The following is a 16,060-nucleotide window of genomic DNA, read 5'->3' on the forward strand; positions in this document are numbered from 1 at the left end:
AGAATAGAGTTGCCAGCGTCTCCGCCACTCCCCCGCATTTTTCCGTTCCCCGTTAAAATAAAGGCTTGATACACAAATAGGGGAAAAGAGTTGAGGCTGCTGGATTTTCCAGTTTACCTCGATTTTTTCCCCTGGCTGAAATCAAATGTTTATTTTAATTTTGTCAGATGTTTATTATGCCTTCCAAAGGGTTTATTTGGTGTTCTATATATGGCAGTAAATTGCCGTGTATTTTTCTCTTATATGCAATCGCTCGGGTTTTTTGTTTTGATGGATAAGACAACTGTCCCAATCACCTCGATGAGCTGTCCTAATCAAATGTCCTTGATATTTAAGGGTATCGTGCAACTGTATCATTCATCACCAACAACGCCACACACTCCACATGCCCCGTATGCGGAACATTGCCTATTTGGTTGCTGTATGTCGAGGTGGGATAAAGCCTTGATGTATAAGGGTTTTCTCAATCCCATTGAAAATCCTCCCAGGTACATGGAGCATTGTAAGCGATATTAAGCTCGTTTGGAACAAGTTCATTTTCAATGGCAGCCGACACTTCTTTTATTGCCCAGGCAAAGGTTTACTTGGAAGTTTGTCAATCCGGACAATACCTTCTTTCCCATTCTTTTCGGCTATAAAGTATCCGGGAGGTTGATTGACTTCGCTTATTTTTTCAAGAGGTCGCAAGCTGTCTATCGTGCCCCGAGGGATTAAGGTCTTTCCGTCTAATGCAATGACTGTCACAGTCTTTTCTTTCAATGGGGACAAAATGGTATAGCCATTTTCGACCGATGGATATACGACAGTTCTTTTCAGAGGGTTAGGTATGTTTATTTTTTGTCCCTGTAGTGTATATAACGCCACTATGCTGTCGGAGTAGTCCGTAAGCTGTATGCCTGACACTGTTGTTCTCGCCTCAATGTTGCCGCCTTTGTAGCACCCCAAGACATCAAGGTCGGAGTATAACAACGATACAAAACCGCATTGGGCTTTAGGTATGATAACTTCTCCCTTGTTGTTCAACACGGTAAAATCTTTGTAGGACTTGCCTTTTACGTTGTACAGTATGATGAAATTTCCGGAAAGATCAGAGGATACAACGTATTCGTACTCATAAGGTAGCACTTTAGCGCCATTCGAAACGCCGCCAATTTTCCCATTTTTCAGCAACAATGAAATATTGCCCGAATGCAGGATTAAATCGTCAGCGTACGCAATGAACACTCCCTTTTCATCATAAAAAGCCTTGTCTGTACCATGCAATTTCACGAATACATTTTTGTTCTGAATTCCAGCCTTGCCATATGTACCGTGGGCTTCAAAAGAATTAAATTCAATCGGCAATTTCAAAGTACCATTACTTGCATAAAGTCCCCAAAGATTATTTTTGCGTACGGCAAAACTTCCATTAGCTAGCGAAACAATTTCCGTGTAAACAGGAGGAATGATCGGTTTTAATTTTATATCTAGTACCCCATAGGTATTTTTCTTTTTATCCTGCGCAATGAATAAACCCTTTCCGACATATCGAACAGGGATCGCCCCAGCTTTTATGGCGGCAGTATCCATCAGAAGTGTGCCATCTTCTTTAAAAGCGCTTATCTGGAAATCATCATGGGCATCCATGTGTGAGGCGATTATTATATTTGCATCTTCATCGTACTGAATTTCGGAATCGTATTGTATGGGAACTATCAATGCTTTTTTGTTTAAATCATACACGCCCGCTAACATAACCGTTTTCCCTGCTTTGTTTTCATATAAACCAACACGGGCCATGCTGCCCGTTACCGTTATTCCGTCATATTTGCAAGGCAGCACCACATTACCCTCTGATGAATAGACGCCGACTTTATTGTTGTCATCTCTTACGACATACCAGTATGTATTGTTTTTCTTATCGTAGGAGACGTGTATTTCTACGAAATTGTAAGGTATAATGATTTTCGTATCAAAAGATGTAACTCCGTATTTTCCGTGAATTTCTCCAACAAAAGCATTTGTAGAAACCTCCCTGATTCTATCATACGAGAAGTTTACTATCTGCGTATAAGAAGAGGTTTGAGCTTGCACACATGTAACTGATAACGATAAAACCGCACAGACAAGACCAGAAACTATTTTTTTAAATTTAAACTGCATACCTACACCTCCACGAAATTTATTAATCTTCTAACGCTTAGTTACCGTACTTCAAATTGTGAATACGCTTTTACGGCTTAAAAATTCCTTAAATATCATTCTGAGATAATTATGAAATGTTACATAAGATTTGCCCCTACATTTACATTCAAGATCTCAGGTGCTAACGGTAAAACAATGCGAATTACACCGGTTCCAGTCCCCGCTGGTACTCGAACCCATGCGTCCATAGTTTTTAGGCTTAATAATGGAAGCTGGGATTATAGTTATAAACCAATCTCAGAATTTTTTGGTATCTATTTGGGTTCGTCCACTACAGCTACGGTTGATGTGGCTCTGCCGAGCGGTAACCATGGGAATTTCGAAATCAGTTTTGTCTAGTTGCATCATTGTATCATCTGACTAATTATGTTAAGGTGGTGGCGCTTTCATCAAGACGCTTCCATCTTAACATAAATATAACGCACATTGGTTTTAAAGGGGGGAGAGCCATGAGACCATTTACAAAAACAGTCGGTATGATGTTCGTCCTATGTTTGATTCTCCTAAACAGCGGTGCTGTCGGTAACGCCGCCGGAGAAAATGTCCGCCTTTCGACTGGTAACACCCTGTATTTTGGAAATTACTTTTTTTCGCCCCTGCCATTTAAATCCTACCCGATTGGGATTACGGACGCGGTTCACATGGACGTTGGTATATATGGGACGCCGGAGGAGATTTTTACATTCGCAAAGGTCGGAGAAACCTATTATTTAAGGCGGGATGGCAGACCGGGGCCTGATTATTATGGGCTTTCTCCTGTAAAGTGGCGCGTATTATCAGTTAGCGATAAGGCGGCACTTCTTCTTGCTGAAAAGGGTTTACAGCGGGCTTCATTTCCCGTACAACAAGGCAAGTTGGATTGGGCGGAGAGTACTGTAAGAAGCTGGCTCAACGGGTATGGTCCTAGCGAGAATGCCAGTGGGAAAGACTACTCAGCCTATAGTTTAATGACATTTGGTTTTTCCGAGATAGAAAGGAGTGTCATTCAACAAACAATCGTTAGAACAAAGATTAGCCGAGATACCGCAGACAAGATTTTTCTGCTTTCTCAAGAGGAAGTGCGCGCATATTTCTCCAAAAACAGCGTAGATAACACACAAAATCTTCCAGGTTACATGCTACGGGATTCGACAAAGACACAAGGCCTTTCTTTTTCTGACGATGGTAGCATTAACTTCGTCGATCCTGAAGATTTCTTTTCGGTAAGCGTCAGGCCTGCCCTTTATATAGACCTTTCAAAGATCAACCTGACTTCAGTTCCCGGGGAACCGGGTGCATTTACCGTAGCCGTGGTTCCGCCGCTTGTCGCCATGCCCACCGCATCCACAGCCTATGTCAATGGTGCCAGTGTCTCGTTTGATGCTTACACGATCAATCAGGAAAACTACTTCAAGCTGCGCGACGTGGCCTATGTGCTCAACGGCACTCGTGTGCAGTTTGACGCCGCGTGGGACGGTACGATCAAGATGATAAGCCTGACGAGAAACAAGGCATACACGCCCGACGGTTCGGAAATGAAAACGAAAGGCAGTGGAAATAAAACACCTGTGTTGAACAAATCCAAGATTCTAATGGACGGTAAGGAAGTAGAGTTTACGGCTTATACCATCGACGGCAACAACTATTTTAAGCTGCGTGAGCTGGCGCAGGTGTTCGATTTCCATGTGGGCTATGACAGCAACACAAAAGCAATCAGCATTGACAGCAGAGCGGCATATTCGAAGTAAATACTCTGAATGGGAAAATCAACCTCAATAACAAAAGGCTGTGGATTGCGGAATTTCGATCCTTTCACGAACATTACCCTGCAGGAAGCCGCCGCTGCATTTCACAGACAAAGAGGCATGATGGAAGAGGCGAAGATCGCCGTCTGCGCCATTACGGACATGTAGGATATGGATGGCGGAAAGCGCATCATGGCCGGCATCTGTCATAAAATTAGGGGGGATTGCCTCAAATTGTCGCAATCCCCTATATTGAGAGGGTACAACCATGAAAAAACTACTTGCTCTACTGTTGGCGCTCTTCTTGCTGGGCCCGTATGGCGGCGCATTTGCGGCATCGTTTGCCAATCAGGACGATTTTTTGATCCGCAACGGCGTATTGGAGGAATACCGCGGCTCCGGACTACACGTTGTCATCCCCGATGGAGTAATCGAAATCGGTGACTTTGCGTTCTATCCCAGTGGATGGATGGAGATGCGGGCAACGCCACTGGGAATCGAAAGTGTGGAAATCCCAAACAGTGTGAAGCGAATCGGCAACAACGCTTTCACCTACTCCAGCTTTGAAGACATCGTTATCCCGAAGAGTGTTGTAAGCATCGAGAAAGATGCGTTTTTCAACTGCTACCAATTGCGCGACCTGCCGTCTGTGCAAGTAGATGTAAAGAACGCATACGCGTCCGAAAACAAGAAGTACGCGCGCCTGCTCCCCGAAGGTAGCTATATTACAGGAATTGACAGAGAGGGATATATTACTGTTGTCAGGGAAAAAACGGTGCAACTCGAGGATTACCACCCAGGTCATCAGGACTTGGAGTCTATGACAATTTACCAATTGGGACTTTACGATAGTAACTTGAAGATGATATTGGATTTTTCCGTTGAGGCGCTGTGGCCAAAATCCATCACCTTCTTTGACAATATGGCAGTCGTGCAGACGAAGGGCATGACTTGGAGGGCGACCGACAGCTTTAGCCGGTACATGAAAAGCCCTTCCGGCAACGGGAAATACGGCGTCATCGACCGCACAGGGGCGTTTGTAATCCCACCCCGGTTCGACCAGATCAATTATCTCGGATACGGCCGTTTCGAGGCGCTTACCAGAAATGCAGCCGGGAACTGGCAATGGCGCGTCATTGGCGTACGCGGCCAGACCCTGCCGTATGACTGCTACGACACGAATAGCCTGCGTCCCAGTGTCTGGGCACGACCCGAGGCCGCTCGCGCCGTTGAACTCGGGTTGGTCGTGGGGCCGCAGTCTTCCATGTCTGTCAACTACACTTGGAACATCACACGTCAGCAATTCTGCGAACTGGCATTGAACCTATACATCGCAATGAGAGGGCCGGACGCGCCGCCTGTTGTGGATGACAGAGACACGTTTTCGGATACCAATAGCATAGAAATACTCAGGGCTTATCAGTTGGGCATTATCAAAGGGCGTGGCAATGGCATTTTCGACCCTTTCGCCGACATTACCCGGCAGGAAGCTGCAATTATGCTGTCACGGCTGGCGGCATTGCTTAACATCTCTCCCAATGCCGATGTTTTGAATTTTGCCGATATATCCACAATAATGGCGGAAGGAAAGGCCGCGATCTCCGTAATTTCCGCCATGAGGGATGAAAAAACGGGTAGCCGCGTCATGAATGGTATGGGCGAGGGTCAATTTGCCCCTAACGATCCGTACACAACAGAGCAGGCGATTGTGACCATGCTTCGACTATACAACGTGGCCAAGAAGGATTGATTACAAAAACGGATACCTCAATCATGGGGTATCCGTTTTCGTATTATGAGCATTTTGCATAATTCCGTTTTTCCTCAACCAGCAAAAGAGATACCCTGGTAGCTACTGTAAATCTTATGGGACTACAGAAGTTTTGTAAAAATGGGCAGACCTGCAAAATTTTCATGATCCCATTTTTTAAGCTGCTACCCTTTTTGTTTGGCGAGCTACAGCGATCGCGGATGCAATAACCATTTTCCTTGCAAGAGTAGCAATAAAACCACCCATTCACAAAGAGATCTGCATCTGCTTCCAAAATATCACCACAATAAGCCTCGCATTTATGCGATTCCACGATTGAAAAATCAACTCCATGCTTTTCACAGACAGGATCTAATATCTTATAAGCCTCTTTCGTCATCTCTGGAAGTCTCCTGCTCCCATTTTCACTGGAAATGAAGTGATTATGGAAAATCCAAAATTTATTTTGCTCTCAACCAACGATAAATCTGAAGCAAACTCGCGAGTGGCCTGTTTTGATGGATATAAAACAATATGTTATGTGCGGCTGTACGAATGTTCCTCCTGCCGAACTGGATATTCCAGTAAAATCTCAATTCATCATTAGTGTCAAGGTTGATGGGGCAAAGTGTATGGAATGCGGTGAAGAGTATTACGATATGCAATCTTTGAAAGCAATTGAAGAGCTTGAAAAAGATTAGGTGCATAGTCAATAGATGGGAGTTTAAACCGCTAACGGATTTTTTTCTCCAGGATTATTCAAGAAAATAATCGCTCTTGGATAAACTGCTTGATTATTAGCTATTGTCACTCGATTTTTTGGTAGGACAATTCCTTTAGCAAACTATTGAAATACCATGTCAATTGCCTCTTTGTCATAATCTAAAATCCAATCATTATATCGTTCGTACAAAAATCTAATAGATTCTTTAGATGAAGCAAGTACATCACAACCACGATCATCATAAATGTGAAAAATTGTATTTTTCGATAGGTTAACAAAGAATACATCATGAATAATTTTAGGCTTGATCCCCATGTCTTGATTACAAATTGCTCTAATCAAGTGAATGTATTTCACATCAGAAACTTTACAGTTCAAGGCATATCTATGCGTTTCAAAATCATTAATATCGTAAACATCTTCAAAAATATAGGGAATGACTTGATGTTGCAACTTACGTAATACATCTTTCGCTTTAATGTAGTGCTGAAATATCTTTACTTTCCGTCTTCTAAATATGTTTTCTTCACCAGCGTGATGAACGTTTGCCACTATTATGATCTCATCATTTGTTGAATGAAGCTCCTGAAAAAGTGTTATTGCACGAAAATAGACACGTTCCATATAGATTTTCGTATCTTCTTCATTCGGGTCGCGCAATTCGAAACGGATTCCAAACTTCCAGTTGTAAAAGAGAGGTGGTCTTAACTTTAGATTAGAAAAATTGCTGTCCAGATATTCATCGATTTGCACACAAACACTCCTATCACTATATCACCATGCAACCATTTCAGTTCGTGTGTCATTTTCATCCGTTATATATCTCACAGACTGGAATCCTTTGCTTATCGCATTAGAATGAAGGAGATCTAAAAGTAATAAGTCCTTGGAGTAAACGGAGACATAAATTGAGTCGGTTATAAGCAATACAATTTCACAATCGCTCTGAAAATAGTCCTCATATGTCTCAATGATAGAAATCCTTTTACCTTTTGGAAATCCTTTTAGATCAGCAAAGATTGTGTAGTACAAGTTACAATTTATTCGGGAACTCAATTCCGACCCGCTCACGATCGCTTCACTCCCATAAAAAAGTTCTTCGTCTACTAACTGATCATTAACCACATTCAATATGTGGCCACTGCCGATCAGCCAATCGTACAATTTACAGTCCATTAACTCCAAGATATCACTGATAAATCTTCCATATTCATTGGGGATTAGAAAGGAGATTCCTCTGTTCACTTTAATGATCCCCCTCATGAAAATAAAGCCTCATCCCGTCATTCCCCCAACAACCTTCATAGTATTATCTATGCAGCTCTTTATCCGCCCCCAATTTTTGAACTCTGGTAAATATGAATCATTTACTGATAGCCATTTTTACCTTAGCGTTCCTCAGTGCATATTAAAAAAATGGAACGTTGATTAAGGGGCATTTAACGAAACTTAAAATCTCGTACACTAAGAGGATCGGCAAAATAATTTACTAATTGAAACCAGAAGCAAAAAAGCGGATTTACAACATTATTAGAGGACATATTTACTTAAACAGCCTTAGTCAGAACTACTTAACTGACTAAGGCTGTTTAGTTATTGTGTCTTTACTTTAGATCTTTCTTTTTGTTTTTCGAAATTAAATCCATCACTACAATCAAAACCACTATGAAAACAGACTGAATGAAAGGTTTAACATAGCCGGATTGATCGTATATAAAGTATGCAAGAATGAAGTTAAGCACGAAAGTAAGTAAGTATCCAAAAACTCTAATTGTCCCACCTCACCTTAAAAGAAAGGATCTAATATAGATGATTTTCTCACATCTAATCCAATATTGCCACCAGTATAATCAGAGTTTTTAGTCACTCTGATTTCCTTCTTGATTTCATAGTCACCAACGAAGTTTCCGTTCATATCGAACTTACCAGCAGACAATTCTCTGTAGTAGTATTTAATCGAGAAATACAAGTTTTCTGTATCAGTTTGCACAAAGTAATAGACACCGAATCCACCAACAGCCGCTACACTAATTTTCCGTGGGTCTGGTAGTCCACCATTTTTTGCCCATTCAATAACGGCTGCTCCTAAGGCTGTTTTTAGTGCTGCTGTAAATTTTTTGTTTTTTTGAATATCATGCGCTTTCATGTGTACATATGCAGTAGGATACGAAGCAGCGGCTTTCAGAAGGCTTGGATTAAATTCTGAAGCAAGTAACTGATTGACTTTAGAAATAGCTTCAGGTGATGTGTTCACTAACTTCACATTGCCTTTTTCCACTGTGTAACCAATATTGTTCTTCTTCAAGATGTTCACAATTCTTTCGTTGACCACAGGGGTATTTTCTTCGACTGCTGCGGAAGCGCCAAGAGGAACACTGAAAACTACCAACATGCAAATGCTAAACAACAGGGCATACAACCTTTTCATCATCCAACCTCCAATCAAGATTTTGTTTTACGATTCAATCTTAATAGAAGATTTTGGCAAATGCAATAATTTACTAAAAATACTTTTTTTGGTATTATAGTCTCTTAGAGTTCGAAATGTTTGATATCTCTAATAATCTCAACCCTGAAATGGAACTTATGATTAAAACGGTGTTTGATTCATCATTGTTGAAACAGATGAATCATTAATTGGATCGAAGAGGTGAAAATTCGGTACTGGGTTGTAAGGAAATCGCTGACCCAAATATGGATACAAAATTGTAAAAAAAAGATTGGAGTCCATTCAGCGATGATCAATAAACACTTGTGATTCAACAAAACAACAAATTGTAGAACTTGCTTTTCCAGAATGAAGGTCAATCTACCATAACGATGCTTTACAGCCGTGTATGTGTAGAAAAGCTTTTCAAGAAGTTACTCCAAAACGCAGACAAGAATATCACATATCTTATTGATGAGTTAGATAGTGGCGTGAGTCTTTTTTTGTTTATCACACAGTGGAAAAACTGCCGCTTTATTAGTTCTATCTATTCAATGGAGTTTACTTAATAACCACATTGGAATTTTTTTCCAAAATAGAACAAATTTCTTGAATCCGATGCTCAAATTCCATAAAATAAGAACAAGTGTTTGAATAAAAATAGAAGAATCTGTTATGTAGTCGTCGGCAATTGCCTATGATATCAGCAGATGTAGAGATAAGGTGGACGCTTGTCGTTTAACCAAGTAAATTCAGGAGGCTGAAACTATGGCTAAGTTAGTAATGTACAATAACAATTTTTTCTTTCTCCACCCCGTAAACTTTGATAAGTGCGACATGGAATTTGAAATTTACAGCTTGGGTGGCGAACTAATTGGAAGTACGATTTACGGTATCAAAGAGGAAGCTAATCTCTTCTCATGTGAGCAAAGTTCATGAATTGGCTTGAAATCGAAGCGCACAAGGAAGAAGCAACAATGAAATTTGCTTACGAGTTTAATCTTCCAGTCGAACAGGCTAATCAACTTGAACTTTCTGCAGTAGAGATTATGGATATAATGAATCGCAAATGGTCGATTTCGATTGAAATAATGGATCAAGTATTAGATAACTACGTATCGTAACCATGCAAAAAAGACAGCTTTCTCAGCTGTCTTTTTTCGTTTCACCAAGCACTTTTAAATGCCTGAAAGAATGATACAATCTGTATTGATTTCCATCTTTTAAGTATAAATCGGTTGCTTTCCCATAGCAGATAGATTACTGACGCTCCCCCCAAGCTAATCAACAAACTAACTGCAAGAGTTATAAGAATGACCTTGTAGACCATCAAAATTACGATACTACCGATCAATAATAAAGTTAGCGACACTTTACGTAAACGGAAGACCTTAAAAAGAGAAAACATTCCTTTTGACCAATTTCTTTGAATTCTAAACGCTCCATAAATCGGAGAAATCGACAAAATAAACAGAATTAAATATGGCACATAATCCAAAGCAAAAGATATAGCGCCTCCCAACAAAAAGGAAAGAATCAACAAACCTATAAAATAAGAAACCATCTTCTTGATCATGATATCAATTCCCTTCTTAATTTTTATTTCCTGAACAAAACCCTGCCTTGCTACAAATTTGAATCTTTCATTCGCCTTTTCATTTATGTTTGCCATATTATAGTTTGGTATTGATGTTCTGATAACGGAAAAACAGACAGTTGGAAATAAGATGATAGAGTTTTCAAGGCAACAATACAAATGTTCTTGCTGCTTAGCATAAAAAAAGGATTAGGAGCATTTTACGCCTAATCCCTTTATTACATGTATCAATAAATCATTGGGTCACATGACTTTTTATGTCATCGCTATTGGCTCCGAGAATCTGCAGGACAATTTGCCTACTATCATAAAGGATATCGTCAGTCGGTGGTTTGTCATATGAACCATAGAATGGGAAGGTATCTATGCGAATGCTATATTTTGCGTCTCTTGCCCATTCATTCACGAAAATTTCTCTCGTGGATTTCATGTTGAACGCATTTCGCATTGGCATTTCATACACCTCAGTCTTATTATCCCATGTTCCCGATGTGGAAGTTGGTGTCAAATTATAGACTACCGGTTTACCGCTTTGATCAGAGTAAGGCATTGTCACTGTGATGCTTTGAGGCGTTTCTACTGAACTCCATCCTGGACTCACTGTTTTACCACTACATCCAGATCTCCATGGTTTCGGAGCAGCTGAGTAACTATTCGTTGTATACTGAACAACAAATTTTATTTCAAAGCCATATCCAGCCTTCACTTTACCTGGTTGTTTCAGTATATCTACCCATCCACCTTGTGTATCATCGGTGAGTTTGCTTCGGAAGAATACATTCTTAATTTCGTAACGCTCATAGTGAGATTTCGTTTCTTCCCACTCGTTGTCCCAATCCGTTACACAATAGGTGACAGTCCGACAGCTCTCTTCTCCATTTGAATTCGTATGGCAAGACTCATAAGATTCTCTGTGCCCGTGCCATTCATACAAAGAATAAGTTGTCGTCCAATTGTTCTGCGGATGGACAATTTCACATTTTGCAATTGGCTCTTGATTTTGGTATACGTGAATAGCGTTATTTGCCTTATTATCGATGCAATAGATTTTATGTAGAAATTAATTGGTTCACTACCTATTTGGTGTTTGAAGATGCTTAAAGGGAATGGGAAAAGGAGTAAGAGAACAATCAATTGTACGGAGGCTTAATTCAGAGTAACAAAAAGACCAGGGCGAAATGCCCGGTCCTACAGATTCCAAAACTTATTAGACAATAAGCTTCTTCAACTTATTTTGATTTGCAATGATTCGAACCCAAGAGGTAGGGTCTTCATGATGAACAAATACCGGATTCGAATACAACATTGGCATTAGATTAGAATTTCGAATGCAATCCTTGGCTTTCTCGATAGAGATATTAAATTCTTTTTGTAGTTCGAAGGTAATCTCCTCAATAAGCCATAGGTCGGCTTGATTCAATCTACTGCTCATCGTACCACCCTCTCTTTTAAATTATGCTTTTGTTTTAGAAACGTAAAACTGGGGTTGGATAAAACTCAATTATTCACCCAGTCATTGTGAAAAACAGGTGATCAGAATGTATTTTGTCTTCCGCCTCTTGATAGTCCATGAATATGATATCTTTTCGTTATCACCCTCAAAATCCTAACCACTTAAAAGAAAAAGAGAAATGATTTTTCCTCTTTTTTCGTCCTAACTATGTACAGACAAAATAAACCTCTGACATTTTACCCCGTCTCACCCCGCATTCTGCCGTTGGCCGTCAAAATAAAGTCCTGGTTCGACTCCCGCTTTTTCTCCATTTTTGACTCCATTTTTTCAACCAAAACATTATTTTCGTGAGAATAAAGGCTTGATACAAAAACAGGGAAAAGAGTTGAGGTTGCTGGATTTTCCATTTTACCTCGATCTTTTCCCCGGGCTGAAATCAAATGTTTATATTGATTTTGTCAGGTGTTTATTATGAATATCAAAGGTTTATTCCTTGGCTACAATTCCTCACCATCAACGCCACACACTCCACATGCCCCGTATGCGGGAACATATCCACCGGCTGCACTTCCTTCACCTCATACATCCCCGCCAACACCTTCAAATCCCTCGCCAGCGTCGATGGATTACAGGACACATAAACCACCCGCTCCGGCTTCATCTCCAAAATCGTCGTCAACAACGCCTCATCGCAGCCCTTGCGCGGCGGATCGACCACGATTACATCCGGGCGAATTCCTTGCTCTTTCCACGCCGGAATGACCACCTCGGCAGGCCCCGTCTCAAACGTTGCGTTCTTTACTCCGTTCAACTCGGCATTACGATTCGCATCGGCAATCGCCTCAGGCACAATCTCCACCCCGTACACATGCTTGGACTTTTGCGCCAAAAAGAGCGAGATCGTCCCGATTCCGCAGTACGCATCGATGACCGTTTCCGTGCCGGTCGCCCCTACATACTCCAGCGTCTTGTTATACAGCACTTCCGTCTGAGCAGGATTCACCTGATAGAACGAACGTGCCGAAATCGCGAATTTAATCGGTCCGATATAATCGTAAATGACATCGCTGCCCCATAGCGTTACCGTCTTTTTCCCGAAAATGACGTTGGTCTTGTCCGGGTTGATGTTCTGCACGATGCTGGTCACACCCGCTACCCGGGAACGGATTGCTTCCACGAGCTGATCGCGCTGTGGAATCATCTCTTCGGTCGTCACGAGCACGACCATGACCTCGCCTGTTTTCACGCCTACCTTGACAACGACATGACGCAGCAGCCCAGTGCCACGCTCTTCATCATACGCCGCGATGTTCAGCTTGGTCGCCGCCTGCTTCACAACCGCTACAGCCTCGTCACTCGCCTGATGCTGTATCAGGCACTCTGCCATATCAATGATGGAGTGCGATTTCTCCGCGTAGAAGCCGCCGACCAAGGCTCCGTTTTCCTCACCGATCGGCACCTGCGCCTTGTTGCGATACCGCCATGGCTCGCTCATCCCGAGTGTCGGGTGGACTGTAATCGCCCCTTCTCCCTCCACCAAAAAGCCGCCGATACGCCTCAGGTTATCCCGTACGATCTGCTGCTTGTGCCGCAGCTGCTCTTCATAGGCGAGATGCTGCAAGGAACAACCGCCGCACCGGTCGTACAGTGGACAGGGTGGCAAAAAGCGATGCGCGCTCTCCTCAACTACCTCGGACAGCTTAGCAAAGCCGAAGTTCTTTTTCACATGGTCGACTCGAGCAAGAACCCGCTCACCTGCGAGTGCTCCATTCACGAAGAGCGTATATCCTTCAACCCGGCCAACACCAGCTCCCTCGTGATTCAGTCCGGTAATCTCCACTTCCACGGTTTGTCCGACACGTACTGGTACATTCAGCTCCGCTTTTGCTGCCGGGTGCGGTCCGCGCCGCTTCTTTGTTGTTTTTGCCACCATTCTTTGCTCCTTTTATCCTGCAACTTTACTTCCGTACAACATGAACGTAAGGGATGCCCATCAGCATCCCCACGGCTACTTCTATTCATTTTACTACCTTCCTACGGCACGAACAACTCGATATGCCCGGGCAGCGCTTCTACTACACAAGGCAACTGTCCGCCCAGCTCACCGTCCAGATTGAGCTGAACAGTCTCGCCTCCAGGTGAGGTGGCCTTGATGTAGTCCGCTTGGAAATACAAGATATTCGGGTCTTTCAAATGCTCCCCACGCACCGCCTGCGTCGCCAAGCGAATAAACTCCGCGATGTTGGTCTTTTTCACTACGATCACGTCCAGCTTGCCGTCGGACAGGTTGGCATCCGGGGCCAGCTTGTCGAAGCCGCCTACCGAGTGGCTGTTGGCAATCAAAAAGATCATGATTTCTTCGTCTAAAAGCACCTCTTTGCGGTTTTCCAGACGGACACGGATCGGATGCAGCGAAGGCAATTTTTCCAATCCTTTGACGTAATACGCCATTTGTCCGATCAGCGTTTTCAGCTTACTCGGGACCTCATAAGTAAGATTAGTCAATGAGCCGCCCCCGGCTATATTGATGAAATACCTGTTGTTGATCCGCCCCAAGTCTACACGACGCTTCTTCCCGTTTGTAATAATCTCGGTAGCACGACTGATTGACTTGGGTATACCGACAGCACGGGCAAAATCATTGCTTGTTCCGCAGGGGATTATTCCTAGAGACGGGCGCGCTTTTAGCTCCGCCATCCCGTTCACCACTTCATAAATCGTTCCATCTCCACCTGCCGCCACGATGACATCAAACCCGCGGGCAACAGCGCGCGCTGCTTCCTCGGTAGCGTCATCTTCCCCTCTGGTTGCATAGCAAGACGTCTCATATCCGGCCGATTCCATCAACTCAAGAATATCCGGCAATCTCCGACGCACAATCTCCCGGCCGGAGCTTGGATTGTAGATTAATCTGGCTCGTTTCAAGGCAGATCCCTTCTTCCTTCCCTCGCTCACGGGTGTACTCTCTTCCATCATATCCTTTATAGCCATTTTTGGGAATCGCTATGCTGTAGGTAGCGTGATAAGATAGAAAAAGATGGGAATGAAGACGATCGGAGGGACGGTTGTGGATCAAATCATCGTAGGTGTTGACGTTGGGGGAACAGCGATCAAGATGGCGCTGATTACCCCGGGTGGCGAGATGATGGCCAAAACACAGGAACCTACGCCTGTCGCCTTGGGTGAAGACGGCATTTTGCAAAAAATCACCTCTATGATGAACCAGCTGCTCCAAAAGCATGACTACACCCGTGAACAAGTCCTGGGCATCGGCGTAGGTGTTCCAGGTCCCATTGATGCGAAAAGCGGAGTCGTCTTGCAAGCAGTAAATCTGCATTGGAAAAAACCCGTCCCATTAATAGAAAAACTAAGCGAACTGACAGGACTGCCTGTCGCCGTAGACAATGATGCGAATATAGCAGCACTCGGTGAAATGTGGCGCGGCGCTGGGCAGGGCGCACAGGATCTGGTTCTGATTACTGTCGGAACGGGTGTGGGGGGCGGCGTCATTCTCCATGGAAACGTCATTTCCGGGATCAACGGTGTCGGCGGGGAGATCGGCCACATCACCATGACGCCAGGCAGTGGCCCTGACTGCAACTGTGGAAAAACCGGGTGCCTCGAGACGTATACGTCCGCCACCGCAATCATTCGCGAGGGGCGGCTGGCAGTTGCCAACGGAACCAGCCCGATGTTGGCTAAAGTTCTTGCTGTCACTGGTAATATCAAGGCCAAGGATGTGCTGTATGCAGCCAATGCTGGTGACCAGGCAGCACTCGCCATCGTCGATCAAGTCGGCTTTTATTTGGGGCTCGCGATCTCCCATTTAGCGATTGTCCTCAATCCTGCCAAATTCGTCATTGGCGGCGGAGTCGCAGCAGCGGGGGAGATTCTGTTTTCACGCATACGCGCCTCCTTTGCCCGCTTTATCCCTTTTTCCTATGTCGTAGAATCCACGGAAATCCTTCCGGCCATGCTGGGAAATGATGCTGGCGTATACGGGGCTGGTTGGCTGATTCGCTCTAAAATGGACAATTAAAAAAAAAACCTCTATCGAGGACTTTTCAAGGACGAGCGACCACGTTTTAGTGGAAGGTTTTACCGAAGTAATGCTGGATGCGGACGCTGAGGCACTTTGTTATGCGCTCCAGAAAGTTTAAGCAAGAATGCTGTAACACGGTGAAGCACTTAAACTCCCTC

Annotated in this window: 15 protein-coding genes; 6 read left to right on the top strand and 9 right to left on the bottom strand. The window is 43.4% G+C overall.

The window, feature by feature from the left end; translation table 11 throughout:
* Nucleotides 1–561: 561 nt before the first annotated feature.
* The gene (locus ACIFQN_RS29115; RefSeq protein ID WP_429836537.1) at nt 562–2,142 is read right to left on the bottom strand and encodes a WG repeat-containing protein; all 1,581 of its coding nucleotides are present in this window, start codon (nt 2,140–2,142) and stop codon (nt 562–564) included.
* A gap of 491 nt (nt 2,143–2,633) precedes the next feature.
* Here ACIFQN_RS29115 and ACIFQN_RS29120 point away from each other — a divergent pair, with 491 nt between their 5' ends.
* Together ACIFQN_RS29120 and ACIFQN_RS29125 are read left to right on the top strand one after the other, a co-directional pair.
* Nucleotides 2,634–3,911, top strand: a complete 1,278-nt coding sequence (locus ACIFQN_RS29120; protein ID WP_429836538.1) for a DUF6273 domain-containing protein — start codon at nt 2,634–2,636, stop codon at nt 3,909–3,911.
* Nucleotides 3,912–4,176: 265 nt separating this feature from the next.
* Complete coding sequence (locus tag ACIFQN_RS29125) at nt 4,177–5,658, top strand: leucine-rich repeat protein (protein ID WP_429836539.1); 1,482 nt, start codon at nt 4,177–4,179, stop codon at nt 5,656–5,658.
* A 43-nt stretch (nt 5,659–5,701) separates the two neighbouring features.
* Here the strand turns inward: ACIFQN_RS29125 and ACIFQN_RS29130 are convergent, their stop codons facing one another.
* A complete protein-coding gene (locus ACIFQN_RS29130; RefSeq protein ID WP_429836540.1) occupies nt 5,702–6,058 on the bottom strand; it encodes a hypothetical protein in 357 nt (118 codons plus the stop codon).
* Between the two features lie 118 nt (nt 6,059–6,176).
* Here ACIFQN_RS29130 and ACIFQN_RS29135 point away from each other — a divergent pair, with 118 nt between their 5' ends.
* Nucleotides 6,177–6,359, top strand: a complete 183-nt coding sequence (locus tag ACIFQN_RS29135) for a hypothetical protein (protein WP_429836541.1) — start codon at nt 6,177–6,179, stop codon at nt 6,357–6,359.
* Nucleotides 6,360–6,502: 143 nt separating this feature from the next.
* On the opposite strand, the gene ACIFQN_RS29140 is transcribed toward ACIFQN_RS29135, so the two are convergent.
* The 3 genes from ACIFQN_RS29140 to ACIFQN_RS29150 form a co-directional block, all read right to left on the bottom strand.
* Entirely contained in the window at nt 6,503–7,135 is a 633-nt protein-coding gene (locus ACIFQN_RS29140; protein ID WP_429836542.1) for a DUF3885 domain-containing protein, read from the bottom strand.
* A gap of 21 nt (nt 7,136–7,156) precedes the next feature.
* Nucleotides 7,157–7,627: a DUF2691 family protein gene (locus ACIFQN_RS29145; protein WP_429836543.1), complete on the bottom strand. Its 471-nt coding sequence runs from the start codon at nt 7,625–7,627 to the stop codon at nt 7,157–7,159.
* 541 nt (nt 7,628–8,168) lie between these two features.
* Nucleotides 8,169–8,813, bottom strand: a complete 645-nt coding sequence (locus tag ACIFQN_RS29150; protein ID WP_429836544.1) for a hypothetical protein — start codon at nt 8,811–8,813, stop codon at nt 8,169–8,171.
* Nucleotides 8,814–9,578: 765 nt separating this feature from the next.
* Here ACIFQN_RS29150 and ACIFQN_RS29155 point away from each other — a divergent pair.
* Nucleotides 9,579–9,749: a hypothetical protein gene (locus ACIFQN_RS29155; RefSeq protein WP_429836545.1), complete on the top strand. Its 171-nt coding sequence runs from the start codon at nt 9,579–9,581 to the stop codon at nt 9,747–9,749.
* Nucleotides 9,746–9,934, top strand: coding sequence for a hypothetical protein (locus ACIFQN_RS29160; RefSeq protein ID WP_429836546.1), 189 nt, complete (start codon nt 9,746–9,748; stop codon nt 9,932–9,934). Before ACIFQN_RS29155 ends, ACIFQN_RS29160 begins: the two co-directional genes overlap by 4 nt.
* Before the next feature lie 41 nt (nt 9,935–9,975).
* On the opposite strand, the gene ACIFQN_RS29165 is transcribed toward ACIFQN_RS29160, so the two are convergent.
* The 4 genes from ACIFQN_RS29165 to ACIFQN_RS29180 form a co-directional block, all read right to left on the bottom strand.
* Complete coding sequence (locus ACIFQN_RS29165; protein ID WP_429836547.1) at nt 9,976–10,386, bottom strand: hypothetical protein; 411 nt, start codon at nt 10,384–10,386, stop codon at nt 9,976–9,978.
* A gap of 256 nt (nt 10,387–10,642) precedes the next feature.
* The gene (locus tag ACIFQN_RS29170) at nt 10,643–11,341 is read right to left on the bottom strand and encodes a hypothetical protein (RefSeq protein WP_429836548.1); all 699 of its coding nucleotides are present in this window, start codon (nt 11,339–11,341) and stop codon (nt 10,643–10,645) included.
* A gap of 997 nt (nt 11,342–12,338) precedes the next feature.
* Nucleotides 12,339–13,790 (bottom strand): 23S rRNA (uracil(1939)-C(5))-methyltransferase RlmD, encoded by a 1,452-nt coding sequence (gene rlmD, locus ACIFQN_RS29175; RefSeq protein WP_429836554.1) that lies wholly within the window; start codon nt 13,788–13,790, stop codon nt 12,339–12,341.
* 104 nt (nt 13,791–13,894) lie between these two features.
* Nucleotides 13,895–14,785: a diacylglycerol kinase gene (locus tag ACIFQN_RS29180; RefSeq protein WP_429836549.1), complete on the bottom strand. Its 891-nt coding sequence runs from the start codon at nt 14,783–14,785 to the stop codon at nt 13,895–13,897.
* A gap of 142 nt (nt 14,786–14,927) precedes the next feature.
* Here ACIFQN_RS29180 and ACIFQN_RS29185 point away from each other — a divergent pair, with 142 nt between their 5' ends.
* On the top strand, nt 14,928–15,899 hold the full coding sequence (locus ACIFQN_RS29185; RefSeq protein WP_429836550.1) for an ROK family glucokinase: 972 nt from the start codon (nt 14,928–14,930) through the stop codon (nt 15,897–15,899).
* The last annotated feature ends 161 nt before the right edge of the window (nt 15,900–16,060 follow it).

It is taken from the genome of Brevibacillus sp. NRS-1366 (genome assembly GCF_050467985.1).